General features: G+C 55.7%; 15 protein-coding genes. 7 read left to right on the top strand and 8 right to left on the bottom strand.

Annotated features, from left to right (window positions below):
* Nucleotides 1-4 precede the first annotated feature (4 nt).
* From OSO_RS43835 to OSO_RS43830, 5 genes are all read right to left on the bottom strand, one after another.
* Nucleotides 5-1,117: an alkaline phosphatase family protein gene (locus OSO_RS43835; protein WP_010584350.1), complete on the bottom strand. Its 1,113-nt coding sequence runs from the start codon at nt 1,115-1,117 to the stop codon at nt 5-7.
* A 194-nt stretch (nt 1,118-1,311) separates the two neighbouring features.
* On the bottom strand, nt 1,312-2,394 hold the full coding sequence (locus OSO_RS0116565) for a prenyltransferase/squalene oxidase repeat-containing protein (protein ID WP_237729293.1): 1,083 nt from the start codon (nt 2,392-2,394) through the stop codon (nt 1,312-1,314).
* A 441-nt stretch (nt 2,395-2,835) separates the two neighbouring features.
* Nucleotides 2,836-3,642 (bottom strand): DUF1559 family PulG-like putative transporter, encoded by an 807-nt coding sequence (locus tag OSO_RS0116555; RefSeq protein WP_010584348.1) that lies wholly within the window; start codon nt 3,640-3,642, stop codon nt 2,836-2,838.
* A gap of 57 nt (nt 3,643-3,699) precedes the next feature.
* The gene (locus tag OSO_RS0116550; protein ID WP_010584347.1) at nt 3,700-4,689 is read right to left on the bottom strand and encodes a hypothetical protein; all 990 of its coding nucleotides are present in this window, start codon (nt 4,687-4,689) and stop codon (nt 3,700-3,702) included.
* Between the two features lie 31 nt (nt 4,690-4,720).
* A complete protein-coding gene (locus OSO_RS43830) occupies nt 4,721-5,335 on the bottom strand; it encodes a HupE/UreJ family protein (protein ID WP_010584346.1) in 615 nt (204 codons plus the stop codon).
* Between the two features lie 416 nt (nt 5,336-5,751).
* Between OSO_RS43830 and OSO_RS0116535 the strand changes: the two genes are divergently transcribed.
* Nucleotides 5,752-6,807, top strand: coding sequence for a DUF1559 domain-containing protein (locus tag OSO_RS0116535; protein WP_050986156.1), 1,056 nt, complete (start codon nt 5,752-5,754; stop codon nt 6,805-6,807).
* A gap of 196 nt (nt 6,808-7,003) precedes the next feature.
* Here OSO_RS0116535 and OSO_RS0116525 read toward each other — a convergent pair whose 3' ends face one another.
* The 3 genes from OSO_RS0116525 to OSO_RS0116515 all read right to left on the bottom strand — a co-directional run bounded on the left by OSO_RS0116525 (nt 7,004) and on the right by OSO_RS0116515 (nt 10,796).
* Complete coding sequence (locus OSO_RS0116525) at nt 7,004-8,068, bottom strand: sialidase family protein (protein WP_010584344.1); 1,065 nt, start codon at nt 8,066-8,068, stop codon at nt 7,004-7,006.
* A 43-nt stretch (nt 8,069-8,111) separates the two neighbouring features.
* Nucleotides 8,112-9,635 (bottom strand): hypothetical protein, encoded by a 1,524-nt coding sequence (locus tag OSO_RS0116520; RefSeq protein ID WP_010584343.1) that lies wholly within the window; start codon nt 9,633-9,635, stop codon nt 8,112-8,114.
* Nucleotides 9,636-9,758: 123 nt separating this feature from the next.
* The gene (locus OSO_RS0116515; protein WP_010584342.1) at nt 9,759-10,796 is read right to left on the bottom strand and encodes a Gfo/Idh/MocA family protein; all 1,038 of its coding nucleotides are present in this window, start codon (nt 10,794-10,796) and stop codon (nt 9,759-9,761) included.
* Nucleotides 10,797-11,071: 275 nt separating this feature from the next.
* Between OSO_RS0116515 and OSO_RS0116510 the strand changes: the two genes are divergently transcribed.
* From OSO_RS0116510 to OSO_RS43815, 6 genes are all read left to right on the top strand, one after another.
* Nucleotides 11,072-11,965, top strand: coding sequence for a hypothetical protein (locus tag OSO_RS0116510; protein ID WP_010584341.1), 894 nt, complete (start codon nt 11,072-11,074; stop codon nt 11,963-11,965).
* A gap of 92 nt (nt 11,966-12,057) precedes the next feature.
* Nucleotides 12,058-13,524, top strand: coding sequence for a BamB-related PQQ repeat family beta-propellar protein (locus OSO_RS0116505; protein ID WP_157605219.1), 1,467 nt, complete (start codon nt 12,058-12,060; stop codon nt 13,522-13,524).
* Nucleotides 13,525-14,618: 1,094 nt separating this feature from the next.
* Nucleotides 14,619-16,802: a BamB-related PQQ repeat family beta-propellar protein gene (locus OSO_RS48115; protein WP_010584339.1), complete on the top strand. Its 2,184-nt coding sequence runs from the start codon at nt 14,619-14,621 to the stop codon at nt 16,800-16,802.
* A 502-nt stretch (nt 16,803-17,304) separates the two neighbouring features.
* Complete coding sequence (locus OSO_RS0116490) at nt 17,305-18,444, top strand: DUF1559 family PulG-like putative transporter (protein ID WP_449329009.1); 1,140 nt, start codon at nt 17,305-17,307, stop codon at nt 18,442-18,444.
* 158 nt (nt 18,445-18,602) lie between these two features.
* Nucleotides 18,603-19,037 (top strand): hypothetical protein, encoded by a 435-nt coding sequence (locus OSO_RS48110; RefSeq protein WP_010584337.1) that lies wholly within the window; start codon nt 18,603-18,605, stop codon nt 19,035-19,037.
* Between the two features lie 288 nt (nt 19,038-19,325).
* Nucleotides 19,326-20,291 carry a formylglycine-generating enzyme family protein gene (locus OSO_RS43815; protein ID WP_157605218.1) on the top strand — a complete coding sequence of 322 codons (966 nt, stop codon included), beginning with the start codon at nt 19,326-19,328 and terminating at the stop codon, nt 20,289-20,291.
* Nucleotides 20,292-20,408 lie beyond the last annotated feature (117 nt).

The raw sequence follows: 20,408 nt of genomic DNA, 5'->3' as shown, positions 1-20,408 counted from the left end.
GGCATCAATGTTGGATCGCCCCAGGGAGCGGCTTCGCGACTTTGGGATTGCTGGCCGTGAAATCTTCGCCGACAGCCGATGCGAGCGTTGCTGCAATCTGACTGAGTGTGACTTCGACGTCGCTTCTGACGCCGATCGCGGGGGTATCGGGGCCGAGGACGGCCATCCAGATATATTCTGCACCTTCGATCTTCGCACCGTGGTCTGTCCAGTCTCGGATCGACGAGCCACGTCCGTGATCTGGCGCAATGCAGATCGTCGTTTGATCGCGATAGTCTGGCAGCGATTGTACGAGTTCCCAAAAGCGACGCACGAAGTCATCCGCCCGATGGGCTGCGTGCAGGTAGCGGTCGTATCGCCGGGCATGTCCCCATTCATCGGTTTCTCCCAGTCCGATGAATAGCACGCGCGGCTTATCTTTCAGCAGGTGCTCGCGGGCGGCCTGCATAGTCAGTGTGTCAAGTTGATTGTCATGCCAGAGAATCACGGCATCGGAAATCAACTCGTTCAGCATTCGCTCACGATCCGTGGGAGCGGTCGTGGGGACGGGAACCAGCCCTGCATGGACATAGATTTTCGAGCGTTCCACATTGAAGATTGACGGAAAGACATCCCACGTGGCGACGGCACTCACTTTGCCAGTCAGGCCTGGTCTGCCGTTCAAGAATTCCAGTACGGTGATGTTGGGATTTGGAACCTTCTGGTTCGAGTTGATTCGTTCATCGTCCGGGTATCCCGAGAACATTTCGCTGTAGCCGGGGTACGAGAACTTGTGTTTGTTCTCGATGCGGGCCGGGGCATGTTGCGTTTGATCGCCGAAGATCTGCCCCTGCTTCGCGATCGTGTTCCAGACGAACGGCAATAACGCCTCACGTCGTTCGCTCTCCGTTTCGCGCCAGTACTTGGTGGTGACGAGTTCGACCTTATCGACACCAGCGTCCTTCGAGAGATAGGTTTGCTGGGCTCCGCCGAAGAATTCTTGCCAGCGGAATCCGTCCCAGGTGATGTAAATCACATTGCGTCGCGGATGACTTGCAGACGCTTCATCCGCCTGCAATAGACCGCCGGACAGGCCGAGCCAGATGATTATCAGGGCGTACAGAGGTCGAATTGTCATCAATCGTTCCCCAATTCAAAACGGATTTTCGCGGCGATGTTGGTTGTGTCCGGGAGTATGAAACCGGAATTGCGACCAATGATCAACCGCGAAGATCCGGAGGGGAAACAGGCGTTGGAGGTGTCTCGATTTCAGCAGGCTGCGAACGTGCATCGGAATCGGTGCTGCTTGGCATCGAGCGCTCGCTTGTAGGCTTATTTGGCCGATTTTGGTGCTGTCGGTTCGCAGTTTTTCAGGGCCACCAGCACATAGGCGGTTGCCAGTTCCGGATTCCCTTCCATCCAGCGATCATTCTTGTTCAACCAGGCGCCGCTATCCTGCTGTTGTTGGAAGATCACTTCGGCGAGTTCTTTCCGCCAATCGTGGGACTTTCCTTGACTGTCAACGACGTGATCGAGTTCGAGTGCGCTATAGGTTTTGGCGAACATCAGATAATAGTAGTAAAGGCCTTGCTTCCCCATGCCCGGGTTTTCGTCGATCGAATAGAACTTGGTGATCCATTGATTTGCGGCTTTGACGCGGGGGTCATCGGGTGACAAGCCGGCATATACCATACTTTTGAGCCCTGCATAGGTCATGCTTCCGTAGGATCGAAGCCCACCTTCAGGTGTCGTGCCAGCGGGTGAACTGCCGCCTGCGGCCGGCGTATAGTAGAAGCCACCATCGTTGATCTTTGCCGCGAAGGCGGTTGTGTTGTGTTCTGATTCCAGGTTCTGACAGCGCGACAGGAACACGACGGCATTTTGCACGGCCGGGTCGTCCTTCTTGGCGCCGGCCGCTTGCAGGGCATCAAGAAAGAAAACCGTATTGGAAAGGTCGGGGCGGTCGCCTGTTCTGCCATATCCAGCCCCGCCGAATTTCACATCTGAGCGTGGCGTTGACTCGGATTCATCCCATTGGACCTTGCGAATGTACTGCTCAGCTTTTTTCAGCGTGTCGTTGTACTTTCCGTCCTTATTGATGACTTCCAGAGCCAGCATGCAGATTGACGTTTCGTAATTTCCATGGTTGCTTTTGGGAAGGTAGATTCCGCCGTCAGGCTGGATATGTGAGGTCAGGTATTTCAGGGCCGCTTCCATTTGCGGGTCCGAGGTGGGGACTCCGCTCAGCAGCAACGAGTAGGTGATCAGTCCCGAAACACCCAAGGCATCGGGCGAGGTCCAGTACCCTTCTTTCGCCTGGCTGGCTTTGAGAAAATTGACGGCGCGTTCGCGAGATTTCAGGAGAGTCTCACGATTCGGTCCCACTGCAGAAGTGGTCGCGGTTTGAGCCAACAAAGGAGTATCCGCAAAAAGCGCGCATGTGATGAGCGCGATCATCGAAATTCGCGAGACCGAAACGAGCATGGTTCACCTGATTGCATTCGTGGGGAATTGGAGCTGGGCATCGCACCCAGTCTGACACCGCCCCAAAACGCAAATCCTATGCCCTCATTGTTCTACGTAGCGAACCCCGACCGCACTGTGGGCGAGATCTGACGTAACAATCGCGATGACTGTCGGTTTCAGACGAATCGACTTTTCCTCGCTCGCCTTTGACGTCGGGCCTGACGCAGATCCGGGGCGGTGTGCTGGTGAATTCTTCTCATGTTCTGGTGAAGAATTCACCGTTGTCATCCCGAGGAGAGCGACACCGCGATTTCATGAACCGTCACCGAACAGACATAGTACAGATTCTGATCACTCCGCGACTGCAATGGCCGTGAATGGATTCGTCACTCAGTTCGGATAGCTGCCGTCTTCGATCAAGACCTGTTTATCGGGATACATGTCGATGATGGCAGCGTCGAACCGCAACGTCGATACGTGCCCGTCCATGTAAAGATAGTTGGCCGCGCCGTTGTGGCGTTTGTAGGCCATCCAGGGCTGAATGATCTTGGTGCCCAGCCAGATGTCATAGTCGTCCTGTCGCGGGTCATTGTCCGAGGTCGGGCTGAACGCCGTTGCATTACGTTCGGCAAAGCAGACGAAATTGGAGAGTCCAATCTCTACCTGGAAACGCGTAAAATTCCAGAACCCATAGCGACGAGACTTGTGGCTCAAAAGGGAATTCATGAGATAGCTGGTGCGATGCTGCAATCCTTCGACGGTCCCAGTGTCGGGATCGACGTAAGGGGCGGGGATCGACGTGTCGGACAGGCATCGATAAATCACGTTCGTCGCGACATTCGTCCCCTGCTTCGCGAGACCTTCTTCCGATTCGGCGGCGCTGCCGATAAACGGCATGATCTTGTCTTCCCAATAGACTTCCGCGAACGAATCGGCAGCATGACCATTCGCGATCACGTCGGCGTCAAACGGATGGTGCAGGAAGAACTGGCTATTATTGGTTTCGTAGTATTGGTGCACCGCCATCGCGATTTGTCGAAGGTGTGACTGGCAGTCCATTTTACGGGCGGCCTCACGCACCTGTTGAACCGCAGGCAACAGCAGTGAAACCAGTGCCGCAATAATCGCGATGACGACCAGCAGTTCAATCAGCGTAAATCCATGCCGTCGTTGCAAACGAACGGATTGCGATTGCATGGGGAAGTCTCCTCGATATTGTCTGGGTAAACAGGGTAGCAAGTTGCAACCGGCCTTTCAGGGGGTGCTATCGATCTCACAATTCGGCAGCAGTCGCCGCAGTTCCTCCAGCGCGGATTCGTGGTCTCCGTGGGAGTAAATTTTCAGGGTTCGCATCTTGCTGAGAGATCCCAGCTGCAACAAGTCAGTGCCCTGGAGTTTTTTGGCATTCAACACGAGTTTGGTCAGTTGCCGTATCTCGGCGATGGCGGCGAGATCACGGTGGCAGAGGGGGGCTGACAGTTCGAGCGTGGTGAGGGATGGACAGGACTGCAGTGCCTGAAGCCCGGGGCTAAGGCTGAATTGGCTGCGAATCAACACGATTTCGAGATGTGGCCAGTCATGGCACTGTTCCAGTAACCGCGCCCAATCGTCGGCCGTCGAATCAAGAGCTTCGAATTCGAGCTGGCGTAAGACGGGGTGTCGCCCCAGTTCGGCGAAATCGCGGGCGATGCCGCGCGGGTTTACGATCTGAAGTTGTTCCAGGTGCGGCAGAGTTAACAAGTTCCGAAACAGTGTTTGTTCGTCGGGGCCGTGCACTTTCAGTTGGCGAAAATTGGGGAGACGGCCGAGTTGGGCCAGTTCAGGTCCGATCTGCCGAGCGTCGAGCGCCAAAAACTCCAGCGATGGCATGCTCGCCATGCGGGGTAGACATTCCTGGCCGACAGCGGCGTGTGACAGGTTGACGCCAAAAACACAATCGTCTGGGGGAAACCACCCGTTTCGAACATCCTCGAACAGTTCCGAAATGGTCGGATTGAGGTCGCCGGAGGTGGCGTTCGAAACACCGTATTTCAGACTGTCGGCGCGACGAATCGAAGATACGGTTCCCCCTGCCATGACGACGGACCAGACGCCTCGTCGCTGAAACCAGTCGGCTGCCATGACTGCGACGACGATCAGAAAAAGCGTCACTCCGGCTCGGAATAAAAGCTTGACGGGAACCCCAAACCGGCGAGCCGAAGGAGCGATCGGTGCTTGAGTGAGACGGATCGCATTGTTGGACATGAGACTACCGATTCCAATTCTGATCCGCCCGCTACAGTCCGACTGCGAAGACCAGCCCTGCAACGGTGATTGCGGCTCCTGAAAGCTGGAACGCATTCGCTCCAACCCAGGTTTGTCGATTCTTCATAGCGATTCCACACACAATACCGGCGAAATGCAGGATGATCGAGCTGACCATGAATCCAAGCATGTACGCCACGGGCTGGCGAAGCAGCGGAGCTTCGATTCCGTGAGTGTACCCATGCACGGCTCCAAACAGCACAAATGCCGCGAGTACCAGCGTCACAGGCGGTAATTTTCGAAAGATGAGACTGAGTCCCAGCATCATGATCGTCAGCGGAATCAGACCCGAAATGCCCGAAAATTCGGATACGGACAGGCCAAGAATGCCTCCTCCGCCAATTCCTGTCAAAAAAGCAAGGGGTCCGGCCCATACGCAACGCCCACCCAATTGGATCGAAAGAATGCCGACGGCCACCATCGCGAGCAGGTGATCCAGTCCCGTCCAGGGGTGTGAAAAACCGGCCGAGAGCCCCGTCATCGCCGCGACGTTTTGCTGTTGTGAGTGATGGGGATGCGCCAGGAGGGACGAGGCCAGCGATGTCACTACAATCAGGGTGAACGTGCACTTCTTTATTTGTCTCATGTTCCATCCTTTGAATGGTTTGTGATCATTTTTGCGTTTGCGGTGAACTCCGTCGGCGAATCATTATGCGTTCGTGCCTTTGTGGAAGTAAAGCTTCGTCGGATCGTGATGACGATATGTCTGCCTCGTCTCGCCAGGAGCTTTGTGGTGTGGCATTCGCGAAGAGGGGGATGTCTCTGGTTGATCGCCGAGACGCATCGACATGCTGCTGATCGCACTCGAGCTGTTGCAACTCTTCAGGTCTGACGGTATCGTCTTGATCGATTGTGTTGAGACTGAGTCTCAGTGTTAACTTAATCGGTTTGAGTGTGCTGGAATGCTCTTCCACGGCGTGGGGCGTTCGCGGAATCGTGCAGGTTTCAGCCGCGGCAAGCCATCAGGCGTGGAAATACGAAGGTCTTTCAGAAAGGCTGTTGATGTCTGCTCCGCATAACTCCGTGCAAGCGCGGTCGAACGTTCGACGCGGGTTTACCTTAATCGAACTGCTCGTCGTCATCGCGATCATTGCAATCTTGATTGCCTTGTTGCTTCCCGCCGTCCAACAGGCCCGTGAAGCGGCTCGACGAACGCAGTGCAAGAACAATCTGAAGCAGATCGGTTTGGCACTACACAACTATCTGGATGCCAACTCGGTTTTCCCGCCCAGCTATTGCATCGGCACGTCCAAAGGGGGCACCTGGTCCATCCATGCCCGCATTCTGCCGTATGTCGATCAAGCCAATGCGTACAACTTGGCGGATCTCACCAAGGGCTACGGTGACGCACCGAACTCCACCAATGGGATCACGTCGCAAACGCTTCCTTTCTTGCGCTGCCCCAGTGAACCAAACGGGATCTTGAGCGCCACTTCGCCCAGTTATTTTCCGCCCAATTACGCCTTCAATCTTGGCACCTGGAAGGTCTTCACGCCCAACTCAGCCGATTTCGCCACGGGCGGAACTCCGGGCGACGGGGCGTTTGCTCCCAACACCCGATTCACCACCGCGAATTTCTCGGATGGGACGAGCAACACGATGTGTGCGTCGGAAGTGAAATGCTATACGAACAACATCGGGAATGACGCGGCCGCGACGGACACCTTGCCGACTTTGGCGACGATTCTGAGTTTCAGCAGTGGAACGTTGACTCAGGGGGTTCCCGGCTCGACGGGGGGGCATCGTGAATGGACCGACGGTAAAATTCACGAAACGGGGTACACGGCCACATTTCCACCAAATGCGAAAGTGATGATTCAAAGCGGTGTCACGACCGTCGTCGGTGACTACATTTCTTGCAAAGAACGCCCTTCAGCAACGGGGGCCTGCGCGGGCCGGCCCACTTACGCCGCCGTGACCGCACGTAGTTTCCATACGGGGATCGTCACGACGTTGATGATGGACGGTTCGGTGCGGGCCGTTTCCGACAACATCGATCTGACAACGTGGCGAAGCTTGAGCACGCGCGGAAGTGGCGAAGTCGTTGGCGAATTTTAGTGGCACAGCCACTTTGTGCTGAACAGGTTCGCGTGCATTGATTCGCAGTGAGTTCATCCGCGAATCAATGCCGATTTGAAGCTCCACTCGTTTCGTACGGGTAAAATGAAATCGACCGTCTTTCCGTTAGATCGTGTGCCAGGGAATTGGTCCTGGCACACGATCTTTTTTTGCGTCATGCGGGTGCCGAAACGATTCACCATTCCACCGCGATCTTCGTCCAGCGAATTCCACAGACGCCGTTTTCGACGCACCAGTGTGTGGCCAGGCAGGTGCCATCACGAAGAGCAATCGCGGTGGGGAAGCCGAATTGAAAGCTGGCCAGTTCGTCAACGCCGGTCGCGCCCGCTTCCGGTCGACTCCGAACTCCTTGAGCGTCGTACATCAGGCCGCCTTCGTGTACCACAGTCCATTCCGTTTCCGTGAACGTGACGAGAGTCATCACGACACCCTGTTGGCCGTAGCGACGGTTATAGAGAACCAGCAATCGATCCCCGCCCAGTGGCAGCGTCGACATGGTTTGTCCGCGCAGCCCGGTGGAACGGTAAGGGCCCCAGGTCAGACCGTCATCGTGTGACAGGCAGAAGCTGTTGGTTTGGTCCTGGTAGTCACCCAGTGTGACGGTCCAGGCGGTCGCGAGAACCGTCCGTGGGCTGACTTCGATAAATTTCTGTTCCCAGAATCCGAGCTTTCCCGCAGGATCACGAAACACGGTGGAACGTGATGGCCACGTAACACCGCCATCGTCGGATGTCGCGACGAACACTTCTTCGCCGAGCCGTTCTTTTTCGGCGAGCAGTGCCCCTGGAGCAAGCAGGCGACCCGATGTGAGCGGGCGGATCGAGTGCGATACTTCGATGGGACAATCCGGCATCGGGACGGATTGTGGAGATGACCAGGTTCGCCCCTGATCAAGTGATTTGCAAAACACCGATTCGCCCTGACGTTCGCCGAATCGATCCTGCTGATTAGCCCAATAGCGGGTGCCGTAGGCGTAGACGATCTTGCCGTCGGCGGACAGGCTGAGCTTCAGGGCGTTGGCCGACGGAGGGTTTTCCGATCCGGCAAGTAGCTGGCCTTCACGCCGCCAGGTTAGCCCTCCATCGGTTGATCGCGACCAGTCGGTTCCACCTCGCACGTATTGCCCGCCGCCGACGCTGTAGGAACACAGCAGATCGCCGTTTGCCAGCTGTACCGCTTGAGGAAACGCAGAGTCGCTCTCGTCGATTCGACCCGAGGCGATGATTTTCAGTGAAGGCAATTGGATGCTCCTTAATCTGGTCTGTGACGAACGGGCTTCGCCGTCACGACAGTTGTACGTTGGGTTTGGGTCTGGCGGGCAGAAATGCGACGGCCAACAGAATGCCGGACAGGATGAGCAGGCCACAAACCAGGAAACTCAAGCGAAATCCCAGCGAAACACTGCTCAGTCCGAAGGCGGTCCACCCGGACTGTTTGACTCCGTCGACAATCGCGCCATACAGATAACCTGCGGGGGCGGCCGGTACCATCAGCATCGTCACGAAAGCCATGTTTCGCCGCAGTTCATCGCGTCTCGACGCGGAGACAATGTAGTTGGGGGCATAAACGCCAACCAGTTCGCCGGCACCATGGATGCCAAAGGCAATCAGGTACCATGGGCCGGTCACGAGCATCGCCCAGATCATCGCGATGAGAAAAATAGACGATGTCGCCACGATCCCTGCGCGGGGGTTGGTCCGTGTCAGCAGCCAGCCCAGCGACACGCCCGCAACCACTTTGAAGCCAAAACGCAGCATATTTTGCACGCCGGCGTATTTCTCAGGCAGGTTGCCGAGGGCTTCTGTGGAATAGAGGTTCATGTTCGACGGAATCACATTACCTGCGTAAACAAGAATTGTGACGATCGTGGCAATCAGCAGAGTTCGCTGCTGAAAGACATGGCGAAAATGATGCACAAACGCGAGCGCCGCTCCGATCGTGCAAACGAGCCCCGCCGACTTGGCTAGCGCTGGACTCACAGATGTCGCAGACGGTGGCGTCGCTTCGATTGCATCAGTCGCGCTTTCGATCGGCACCGCGGCGAACTGAACCAATCCAATTGCGGCCATGCTCAAAGCGATTCCGATCAATAAGCCGATCACGGCGGAAACCGGCTCACGCGGTTGTTCCTGTTCGACCGGCGTAATGACGAAGAACTGGGAGAGCACTGCGGCGGTAGCCATCACCGGTGCGCCGGCCGAAAATAAGATGATGAAATTTGTCGGGTATTCGAGACCATCGAAATGCAGGCCGAAGAGGTCCCCGCCGAGAAGTGCGGTCTGGCCAAACGATCCCGCGACGGCGAGTAGCGGGCCGAGGCCGAATGCCAGACTGAGTGCCAAGCCGCGGCGCGATTCATCAGACCCACGGCCGATGACCTCCCACAAGAGCGCGATTGCCGCGGGCATCACGGCCCCGGAAACGCCTCCCTGCAGGACGACCATCGCGAGCTTCAAATTGGTCGAGACAGGCAGCGCGAGGATCACTCCAAGTGTGGCCAGCATCACGGCCGAAATTCCGTACAACAGACACAGGTTCCGTTTCAGTGACGAGACGCGTGGCGACATCCAGGCGATGACCGCGGGCATCGCCGTCATCGCGAAATACAGTGTTCCCGGCAGATTGGATGTTCGCGCGTCGGCCCCCAAATGATCGCACAGTGAGGCCTGTGTGATGCCGACATAGAGAACGGGTGCTGCCAGGTACTGCATTCCCGTGCAGGCGGCGAACAAGAGTAAGTTCCATCGCTGCGCGGGCCATGTGAGTGAACAGGTCTGTAACGGATCCGCTGCTGGCGATGGGCTCATGAATGTTCCTTCAATCTCGCCATATCAGGGAGGAATGCCATGAGGGCGCTGACTCAGGGGCCGAATCTGGGACGTGTCGATGCATCGTAGTAGCACGCGATCTGGCGAAGTGTGTGTGCACTGTCAGAGTGGAAGATTCACGGCCTGGCCCGTTCGAGCTGAGATCAGGCAGGCTTCGCAGATTTCGACAGCGGCTCGTCCTTCGGCACCGCCGACATGTGGCGGACGCTGTTCGCGAATGCTATCGATGAAGTCTTGAATGACCCCCCGGTGTGGAAAGAGTCGGATGGGGGACTTCGGCTCTTTCAAGTAGTCGAATCGTTCGGGCGTATAGATCCGTTCCCACTTTCCGGATCGGCTGACATCCAGATATTCAAAGTTTTCGAGATCCAGCATGGCATCGCGTCCAAAGACCTGGAAACGAACTTCACTGCTGGGCAGACTGGGATCGGGTAGCTCACTGGTGATCCACATGTCCGCCATGATCTGATCTTCGAAAACGATGTTGGCCATGACCGAAAGCGGCGGGCCAGGAAGGTCGCTATAGGTTGTGGCCTGGGCGAAGACCCGTAGCGCGTTGCGTCCGGTCAGCCATCGCAGAAAATCGGTGTTGTGCGACGCCATTCCCATGAACAGGCCACCCCCTCGCGGGTCGGTCATCCAGGCACGCTCATCGAAGAGTTGTTTGGCCAGCGATTGCGGAAATGCCGAGACCGTCCGGAGCATTCGCACGGGGCCCATTTCACCATTGTCGATGAACTCTTTTGCTTTCCGCGTGATCTTTCGGTATCGCTCGGTCTTGACGACACCCAGATTGACGCCAGCCGCCTTGCAAACGGCGATCATCTCGTCGCATTCCGCGACGGTGGGGGCCATCGGCTTTTCCGCCAGCACGTGCTTTCCCGCTGCGGCGGCTTGCCGGGTCAGTTCCAGTCGATCGAGGTCGGGAGTCGCCAGAACGACGGCGTCGATGTCTTTTCTCGCCAGCAATGACTCGACTGATGCTTCCGCGGTCACGCCATAGTCTGCTGCAAGAGTCGCCGCGCGACGGCCCCCCGTGATCGCCACCAATCGACAGCCCTCGGCATGCTTTGCGACGACCTCACTATAGGTAAGGCCCATGAAGCCGCTGCCAATCATCCCAACACCGATCGTTTGCATTCGACCTCCGCAGTTTCGTGGACGGTTCAGAACGGGCCCGGTTCTCGGGCGGGGTGAGCGCGACAGATTGTAATGTGATCGATTAGGGACTACACGCGAATGCGAGTCTCTTCTCACTGTTAAAATATTCTCGGCCCGTGCGCTGGCTAGCAATGTTTCGCGGTGCTGCGCGTCGCGATACGCTGACGACTACGACGTTCGCGTCGGTTGCTTGCCGGTTTGACATGCGGGTGGCTTCGACCCGTCGCCCCTGAGTTTTAGCGGGATTTCGGACGATGTGGCGCGCAGTATTAGAGCTGGATTCAACGCGGCGGACTGTCTCGGGTAGCACGGCCGAGTTGGCTGTCGCCATCGACCGTGCGGCCGATTTGCGGATTTATACCGAGTTTCGGCATTGCGAACATATTAATACTCGGTCGAGTAGTCGTGAATTGATCCGGGAGGTCGCGGAGTTTGGTGTGACCTATCTGATGGAGGACAAGTGGTCTGCCGGGATCATGAGTCTCCGTCAGCCCATCGAGTTGCCGCATGGCTTCGGGCCGCGATCTTCCATGTCGTTTTTTCTTTACAATCAGGATGGAACACAAGCGATTGCCCGTCCCTATCTGGACGGTGCGCCGGTTGAACCATCATGGGGGCCGTCACCCGTGGCGGCTCCTCTGGACATGCCCAAGTATCACGCGTTCGATAACTGGGATGCGACGAGCAATGCGCCCTCACACAACTTCGTTTATGACTTTGACGTGTTCCGATACTGCGTGGACGACTCGTGGCAAGAGGTGCTGAGTCACTCCTCGAATGGCGCGGTCTTATCGGGATCGCTGTCCGCGTTGGTTGAGGCGTTTTCATCGGGATGTGCGATCAAGCTGGGAATCGAGGGGCTTTGCCTGGATCTGGTTTCCTCGGATCGGCCGACGATTGGGCATCGAGTTTATGTTCGCGGGGGTTCTGCGTATTACTACACCGAGCAGCAACTTTTTATCATCGGGTCTCATCCATTGGTGCGCGTCTGTCCGAATGTTCCTTTGCAATATTCCAGTCGCAACTGGGATTTCGGCTGGTTGATGGTGCGCAGTGATGGGCAAGTCGTGTATCGCCGCTGCGATCCTTACACCCTGCGGTTTTCCGATCATCCCGGCCGTCACGGCGTGCGGTGGTTCGTTCGCTGAGCGGGATTTCGCGTCGAGACTGTATTCATCCGCTCCCGCGTGGCAGAATGATGAACGCTCATATTCCGTCTCAAGCCAAACGGAGCGATCTGATGATGCGAATGGTGACTGCCGGTCTGTTGGTTTTCATGGGAGCCGCATTGCAGGCCGACGACTGGCCGCAGTTTCGGGGCATCAATTGCTCTGGAGTGTCCGATACCACGGCTCCCCTGCCCGCTCAGTTTTCGGATACGGATCATGTCAAATGGTCGGTGAAGCTGGGTGATGGGATCGGCAGTCCGGTGATTGCATCGGGGCGGGTCGTGACGACAACCATGTTTGATGAAAAGACGGTCGGTCTGGCGGCGTTCGATGTCGCCACCGGGAAAGAGCTTTGGAAGCGTTCGTGGCCGATTGGCGATGCCGACGAAATTCACGCGACCAATAGTCATGCCGGGACGACTCCCGCAGTCGATGCGGATCGTGTCTATTTTTACTTCAGCACTTTGGGAATGATTTGCGTCGATGCCAAGTCGGGAGATGACATCTGGCGTCACCCCTTGCCGGTTCCCTATTTCATCTTTAAGTGGGGTGCAGGGATGTCGCCCGTGCTCTACAAAGATTTGGTGCTATTTTGCCAGGACGATGACCTGCACCCGGCACTGTATGCATTCGACAAACGAACGGGTGAGCTGCGATGGCAAGACGACCGCAATGACATGGCGGTGAACTACTCGCATCCTGTGATTTGCGAAACTCCCACCGGCGATGAGATCGTCGTGGCGGGGACGGGAATGCTGATTGGTTATGACCCCGCTACCGGAAAGCGGCTTTGGTTTGCGCGTACGCTCTTGCGAAACATCAAAACCACGCCTGTCAGTCGCGATGGGGTTGTTTATGTTTCACTGCAAAGCAAAGGGATCGCGAGTCAATGGCTGGCGTCGATTGATCGCGCCGATACGGGAAACAGCGACAATAAAGTGACGAAGGACGAAGTGCAGAAGTTCTTCGGCAAACGTCCGGTCCCAGAAGCGTTCTATAAGAAGACCTTTGATCGCGGCGATCTGAATGGCGACGGCGTGCTCGAGGGGCGCGAGCTGGATATTGCATTCCTGCCACCGGGAAATGAAGCGGGGGCGGCCTACGACGCGGAGGTCGCGGAGGACGAGTTTGTCCTGGCGGTCAAAGGCGGCGGACGCGGCGACGTGACCAAGACGCACGTCTTATGGAAGCATCCGACCAAGCATACCGATCACATCGTGTCGCCGCTGGTTGTGAATCACCGGATGTTCCTGGTCAAGTCAGGTGGAATCGCGACCTGTTTTGAGACCGAAAAGGGCAAGCAACTTTTTGGGCCCGCTCGGATCAACAATGCTGGCGACTACTTTGCGTCGCCGGTCTACGGAGACGGCAAGATTTATGTTGCCGGCGAAAACGGTCATATTGTCGTTCTGCGCGATGCACCCAAGCTGGAGATCCTTGCCGTGAACGACATGGGAGATTCGGTGTTGGGGACTCCCGCCATTGCGGACGGGGCACTTTTCGTTCGCACGCGAAAGTCACTTCTGAGAATCGAGTAACGCGGCTGCGTTTGGAATGGTCAATGCGATCACCTGGAGATGTTGGCTCGGAAAACTGACAATCCAGAGAGTTCCTGTGCGGGGACTCGATATTGAGGGCGATGGTGACCCGCGAAAGTCACGCGGCGCAGGAGATTTATGGCCAGGGGCACCTGAATCGGTTCCCGTAAGAACTTCGTCAGTTGACTTTCGTTAAGTCGAGTCGTATACAAGTCGATGGATTTGTTAAGCATTGGCGAATATCAATTCGCGTTGAGTCGGCTCTACAATCGGCCTGTTGGGTGGTGGCCCGCAGTTGAAAGCTCGAGCGTTGTCAGCTTGAACTTTTCGACGTTACGTCGCGTCATTTCCTCTCAGCTTGTGGTTCGTATCGCCTGATTCTCTGCCGGATGATGATTGCCGGGTCAGCACAAGTTTGCAGTTCATTTCGAATCGAAATTCAAGTCGAGCCGTTTTCTGTTTGAGTTCTATTTCACTTGAGCCGTTGTCAGGTTGAATCGTCTTTGGGTTGAATCAGTTCCTGATTTCATCAGCGCTGGAGATTCTCGATTCGGTCAATTTCTTTTCTGGTCAATTTCTTCTCTGATGGCCTTCTTAAGGATCGCCCTTTGGTGCGAATGTCCCAAGTAGGAGGCTGGATGAGGAGCGGAAGTTGTTAGAGAAGCTGAATCCGTTTTGCATTCACCAAGAGATCTCGGATTTCGTTCGGATCAGATTTTTCGCCTCAGATCGTACATCGCAAACGCAGTTCGCAGTTAACGTCGTTGTTCAGTGATTGCAGTTCTTAGATCGTGTTGTTTCGTTCGTGTTTTCTCACGGACTTACCGTAAGGTCGCATTCTTTATCGTCGGGTCGTATTCCGGTCCCGGTAGCTCGATCGTCAGGGTTCTTGTCGCTCTCGCAAGTCGGTCTTCAATCGCACCGCATCATGTTGACGCATGGTCGTGGGAGGTTTTGTACGGCCATGCGTTCTGCGATTTGCGTCATTGCTATTTCTAAGTGTTGTTGTTCGCAGTTGTCTTACGCACGTTTTGTCTGAGTTGTTGATTCATTGCATCATTTAATACTTCATTGTTTGTGCTGAGGATTCAAAAATGAATTTTCGCCTCGTCGTCTCTGCCATCCTGGTGGCAGCTCTCAATAGCCCTATGGTGTCGGCGGAGATGTGGACGGGGTTTCGCGGCAATGCCGGATTGTCAGTCTCGACGGAACAGGGCCTGCCAGTTGAGTGGTCAGAGTCCCGCGGCGTGCTTTGGTCGACTCCAATTCCTGGTGCGGGAAACTCGTCACCTGCTGTCACCAATAACCGGGTCTATGTGACGACGTTTGATCCCAGTGATGCGTCGACGCATGTCGTTGCGATTGATCGCCGTAACGGGAAGATCTTGTGGCAAAAGCCCGTTGGGTTTGGGCATTTCATCGCATACGGCCCGCCCGAGCTCTACCGCCATCGACACAATCCCGCCACGCCGTCACCCACGGCAGATGCCGAAGACAACGTGTACGCCTTCTTCGGGACGGGGGATCTCATCAGCTTGGATCGCGACGGAAATCTTCGCTGGCGAAGAAACCTGGCGGATGATTATGGGCCGTATGATTTGAAGTTTGGGATGGGCTCGTCGCCACGCTATTGGCAAGGGCGGTTATATGTGGCCTGTATCCACAAAGGTCCGTCCTATGTTCTGGCACTGAATGCCACGACGGGTCAAGAGGTCTGGTTGGCCGATCGGAACTATGTCTGCCTGGGTGATGCGACGGACGCGTATACCTCACCAATTATTCTGGAGGCGCCAGGACGTTCACCGATGGTCGTGACGAGCGGTGCCGATCACGTCGATGCCTATGATCTCGAGACTGGTAAGCGAGTTTGGGAAAATGGTGGTCTGGTTCTTGAGGGCGAAGAGTACGGTCGGACCATCGCATCACCGGCTGTCGGCGATGGGATGGTGGTGGCCCCTTCCGCGAAGGCGAAGCTTGCGATCGCCGTCAGTGCCGACAGTGAAGGGGACGTCACGAAAAGTCCCAACTCCCGCCCGATTCCCGTGCTGACCGATTGTCCGACTCCCACGATCTATGACGGATTGATTTACTCCGTGAAGGATGATGGGGTTGGGACGTGCGTCGACCTGAAGACCGGCAAAGAGCTTTGGAAGGCTCGGATCGGTGGGGAACGCTATCAGGCGTCGCCCGTCGCAGGTGACGGTAAGATTTATTTCCTGAGCCTCGAAGGCAAGTGCACTGTTGTGAAGGCGGGGCCAAAGCTCGAAAAACTTGCCGAGAATGAAACTCCAGGTGAGTTCTATGCCACGCCAGCAGTAAGTAACGGTGTGGTTTTCTTGCGAGATCGCGGTCGAGTGATTGCGATCGGTGGTGAGGCGACTCTGACAGTAGCGGCGGCGGGTGCTGTGGATTCGGCATTCGACTACGTCCCCGATCCGTCGTTCCCTCAGTGGCCCACTGGTGTGAATAAAGGTGCGGTCTCGGGGGTAGGAGCTGACAGCAAGGGCCGCGTCATCGTTCTGCAGCGTGTGAATCCACCTGTTCTGTGCTTCGAGCCTGATGGAAAGTTTGTTAATTCATTTGGTGACGATGTGATCGGCGTGGCGCACGGTCTAACAATTGATGATCAAGACAATATCTGGGTAACTGATACAAAGCACCATGTTGTGTTTCAGTTCTCGCCACAAGGGAAACTGTTAAACGCGCTGGGGAAGATGGACCAGGCGGGTGAAGATGTCGATCAATTTAATAAGCCCACTTATATCGTTTTCGGTCCCAAGTCGGACTGGTACGTCATGGACGGCTATGGAAATGCTCGAATTGTTCACTATCGAGAGAATGGTAAACATCCGGAGATCTGGGGTAAGCCAGGCGCAGGGCCTTTGGAGTTCAGTGCGCCGCATGCGGGTGTGCTTGATAAGCAAGGTCGCCTGATCATCTGTGATCGCGATAATCTTCGGATTCAAGTTCTTGATCCGCAAACGGGCAAACTTTTGGAAACATGGACAGGAATGAAACCGTTTGGGGTTGCGATCGATGCGCAGGGGGTTGTCTTCGTATCAGATGGCGCTCGCAATCAGATTCTGCAGCTCGACGCACAGGGAAAAGAGGTTCGGGCCTGGGGTAAAGAGGGAACTGGCCCTGGTGAGTTCAAGACGCCTCATTTGATCGCTACGGATCGGAGCGGGAACTTGTATGCGGCCGAGGTTGGTGGACAGCGTGTCCAGCGCCTGAAGCGAGTTCCGAGGGCGGCAGCTCAGAAGCCTGTTGGCTTTTGAGAAGTTGAAATTCTTTTGTGGTCGGGGCTGATGTCGTATGTCCGGTGGGTGATTTCTGAATTCAAAGATTGTGATCGCGTGATTCGCGTTGTTGGGGAATAGCGATCAATAGGTCACCTGGAAGCTAACGTATTTGTAATGAATTAGCGTTCTGATATTAGTCGCGATTGTTGGTCGTAGTCGTGGTATCAGGTATTGCGATTATCTCAGGATGCTGTGTAATGTATGGAAAAATGTCTTTTTATGATAAAGAACATTTGACAAATCTTTTAAATGTATTCCATAATTTGAACGATAGGGTGTCTCTATAGCCTTTGCCTCTCGCGTTTTTCTTCAACGCGGCTTTGCGTCGTCTCGTTCGTGGTTCTCTCCGCATCAACGTCAGTGAATTCTCTTCGGTTCCGTTTCCGCGAGTGTTTTTCAGGCTCGGGTGTTTTATTCCATCTGAAACTGATTTGGTTGCGTTGGTTGTATTTTTTCTTTATCCAAAAAGGGAGAAATGATGAAGTCGCCTCGTCGAAGACTCGGGTTCACGCTGATTGAATTGTTAGTTGTGATCGCGATTATCGCGGTCCTGATTGCGCTCTTGCTTCCCGCCGTTCAGCAAGCCCGCGAAGCGGCTCGTCGAACACAATGTAAGAACAATCTGAAGCAGATTGGCTTGGCATTCCACAACTATCACGACGCCTTTCTGTTGTTCCCACCATCGATGTCGTATGACGGTGCGGCGGATGCCAACACCGGTGGCAACACCTGTGCTCCTTGCGGTACGAATGGCAACAGCGGAGTTTTCTCGCGTGCTCCCTGGACGGTGTTGATTCTTCCGTTCATGGATCAGGCAAATCTGTTCAACCAGTTCGTCATGACCGCTCCATTCTTCGGTCGCAACGATTACCAGACCCCGGCCGGCTCCGCGAACTATCTACTTCAGTTGGGGAACAGCCCGGTCGTCTATCGCTGTCCATCGAATCCCAAAGTGAACTCGGACAAGTACATCAATTGCTACAACGCCTGTTCGGGCGGTGGCGGTCCTGCCTGGAAGACTGACCCTGTGACAGGGGCTGCTGCGATCGACGGTACGATGCCGCAGAACGCCTCGACGGACAATCAACCGTTCTCGAACAATCCGATGATGCCTTGCTACAATTCATCGCCATCTTCGGTGCTGGTTGCTGGCACCTCGGATGTCTTGAACTACAACTTCCGTCCTCAGTTCAATAACGGCCCGATTCACTTGAACTCGGCCAAGAGTGTGGCGTCGATCAAGGACGGTACCTCGAATCAAGTTCTCGCCGGTGAAACGATGTACGTCGGTTTGACGCAGAACTACAGCACCGCTTACTGGACCTGGGCTTCGTCGACGCGCGTCAGTGGATCCTTGCCAGTTCAGTTCAATACGACGGCAATCGTCTGCGGCATGAACCGTCCACTGGACGATTTCACGTGGGTCCAAGCGCGGAACCGTGAAGGTTCAGCGAACGGCCACAGCATGATGCAGGTTGGTTACAGTAGCTGGCACGAAGGTGGTGGGCACTTGTTGATGGCAGACGGCGCTGTCCGCTTCCTGTCAGAAAATGCCGACCTGTTGACTCAACAGAAGTTGGGTAGTGCTCGCGACGGTAATCCGATCGGCGAATTCTAAGAAAAGCAGACGGCAAGCGCTCTTGTCTTCTCCAAAATCCACGGCCGCAGTTCTCACTGCGGCCGTGGATTCTCATTGAAAACTGTGGCCTGACGCTTGTGTCGCACGGGTTCGGCCATGATCGGTTCGTTTTGAAATTAATTAGGTGAGGTTCGCAAATGCTTGATTCTGTGGCGAAGTATCGATCGATGATTCGCATTTCGGTCTCGGTTTGTTGTGTGTCGATGATCGCCATTGGTTGCGGCGGCGGTGGTGGGAACTCAAAGGTCGTTGCGAAGCCCCGAGTGAGCGCTTCGGGCAAAATTACGATTGATGGCAAGCCTGTCGCTGCGGGGTCGATCAGTTTCGTGAACAATGAAACTGGAAATTCGGGTAGCGGTGCCATCGTTGATGGGACCTACACAGTCAAAGCGGCTGATGGTCCTAATCCAGGCCCCAGCGCTGTTGTCGTGATCGCGAAAGAGAAGGCCGGCGAAGACGATAAATGGCAGTGGAGTGATAAGGTTGATGTACCCGCCGCGGGTTATACAGGCGACTTTACGATTACTCAAAAACAGACGAAGCCCGCCAGAAAGAAGATGATCGACAACTAGTAGCCCTGATCAGCGGATCGCGGCAGCGTGACCATTGAAAAAACTGCGTCGCGCCGCCGCCTTGTTTTATTGCGGTACTTTCGACGGGTGGGTGAGTCCAAGGTCTTGATTGCTGATACGAGGACGTGAAGATCTCGGATTGGGGATCGCTTCCTTATGAAATCTCTCCTCGTTCTTGCACGTGTTCCCTCTCCACTATTAAGTCGCCGTGAGTCATTGGTCTGTGTTGATTCTGGATGGGTTCGTTGTGTGACCATCGACGGTCCGCGAGATGTGGAACTAGCGATTATGATTCTACGGAGCTTGCCAAGCATGCTGCTGATGTCGCCGGGAAAGTCGCGCCCAGATTCCGTGGGCGGACGTCAAGCCAGCGGACTGACGATTGCCGCATTGACTGTGTTCGTGCTGAACGCTGGGGCTGTCTTGCGGGCAGACGAACCGAAGTGTGTGGCGACGCCGCATGTCGTCACTAACTCGATTGGCATGAAGTTTGTCGCGGTTCCCGCCGGGACATTCCAAATGGGGTCGCCCGAAACCGAAGCGGGCTCTCGCGTCGATGAGCGCCCGGTTCACGAAGTCGAGATCAGCCGCCCCTTTTTGATGGGCGTCTATGAGGTGACTCAAGGCGAGTACCAGAAGGTGATCGGCGCGAACCCAAGTTACTTCTCCGCGGACGGTCCCGGTGCGAAGAAGGTCGCTGGATTGACCACCGATCGATTTCCCGTCGAACAAGTTTCGTGGATCGAGGCTGACGACTATTGTAAGAAGCTGTCCGAACTGCCCGAAGAAATCGCGGCGCATCGAAGGTATCGCCTGCCGACGGAAGCTGAATGGCAGTACGCCTGCCGTGCGGGGAACAGCGCTCCCTTCCAATTCGGTGCCGCACTCGGTTCGAAAGATGCCAACATCAACGGGAATTTTCCTTATGGTGGGGCGTCGCGTGGGCCGTTTCTCGCACGCACCACACAGGTTGGCAGTTACGCCCCGAACGCATTTGGTCTTTACGATATGCACGGGAACGTCGCGGAGATGGTCGGTGACTGGTACGGCCGGTTTTACTATCAGACCTCTCCCAAGGTTGATCCGAAGGGGCCCGAACAAGGGGCAGATCGCGTTGTGTTGGGCGGGAGTTGGGGAACCGATGCCGCTCGTTGTCGCGCCGGTTTTCGTCGTAGCAATGCCACCTCGGGAAAAGCGTATTTCTTCGGCTTCAGGGTCATTTGCGAACAGCAGCCGATTGAGGCCGCAAAGTGACCGTGTCCTGAAGTCCACGCGGCGGGCGAGCTTCGCAGAGATCTTGTTGATGTCGTCTGGATGTTTCCCCGGCGCGACCGCGTGTTGACGCATGGGTGGATTGATCGCCCGAACTTC

The sequence above is a fragment of the Schlesneria paludicola DSM 18645 genome, from assembly GCF_000255655.1.
Classification (GTDB): Bacteria; Planctomycetota; Planctomycetia; order Planctomycetales; family Planctomycetaceae; genus Schlesneria; species Schlesneria paludicola.
This window is presented reverse-complemented; position numbering and strand designations above follow the sequence as displayed.

Excerpts from the sequence above, each read along its gene's own strand:
- OSO_RS43835 (WP_010584350.1), bottom strand. The coding sequence starts at position 1,117 with ATGACAATTCGACCTCTGTACGCCCTGATAATCATCTGGCTCGGCCTG.
- OSO_RS0116555 (WP_010584348.1), bottom strand. The coding sequence starts at position 3,642 with ATGCAATCGCAATCCGTTCGTTTGCAACGACGGCATGGATTTACGCTG.
- OSO_RS0116550 (WP_010584347.1), bottom strand. The coding sequence starts at position 4,689 with ATGTCCAACAATGCGATCCGTCTCACTCAAGCACCGATCGCTCCTTCG.
- OSO_RS43830 (WP_010584346.1), bottom strand. The coding sequence starts at position 5,335 with ATGAGACAAATAAAGAAGTGCACGTTCACCCTGATTGTAGTGACATCG.
- OSO_RS0116535 (WP_050986156.1), top strand. The coding sequence starts at position 5,752 with ATGTCTGCTCCGCATAACTCCGTGCAAGCGCGGTCGAACGTTCGACGC.
- OSO_RS0116520 (WP_010584343.1), bottom strand. The coding sequence starts at position 9,635 with ATGAGCCCATCGCCAGCAGCGGATCCGTTACAGACCTGTTCACTCACA.
- OSO_RS0116515 (WP_010584342.1), bottom strand. The coding sequence starts at position 10,796 with ATGCAAACGATCGGTGTTGGGATGATTGGCAGCGGCTTCATGGGCCTT.
- OSO_RS0116510 (WP_010584341.1), top strand. The coding sequence starts at position 11,072 with ATGTGGCGCGCAGTATTAGAGCTGGATTCAACGCGGCGGACTGTCTCG.
- OSO_RS0116505 (WP_157605219.1), top strand. The coding sequence starts at position 12,058 with ATGATGCGAATGGTGACTGCCGGTCTGTTGGTTTTCATGGGAGCCGCA.
- OSO_RS48115 (WP_010584339.1), top strand. The coding sequence starts at position 14,619 with ATGAATTTTCGCCTCGTCGTCTCTGCCATCCTGGTGGCAGCTCTCAAT.
- OSO_RS0116490 (WP_449329009.1), top strand. The coding sequence starts at position 17,305 with ATGAAGTCGCCTCGTCGAAGACTCGGGTTCACGCTGATTGAATTGTTA.
- OSO_RS48110 (WP_010584337.1), top strand. The coding sequence starts at position 18,603 with ATGCTTGATTCTGTGGCGAAGTATCGATCGATGATTCGCATTTCGGTC.
- OSO_RS43815 (WP_157605218.1), top strand. The coding sequence starts at position 19,326 with ATGATTCTACGGAGCTTGCCAAGCATGCTGCTGATGTCGCCGGGAAAG.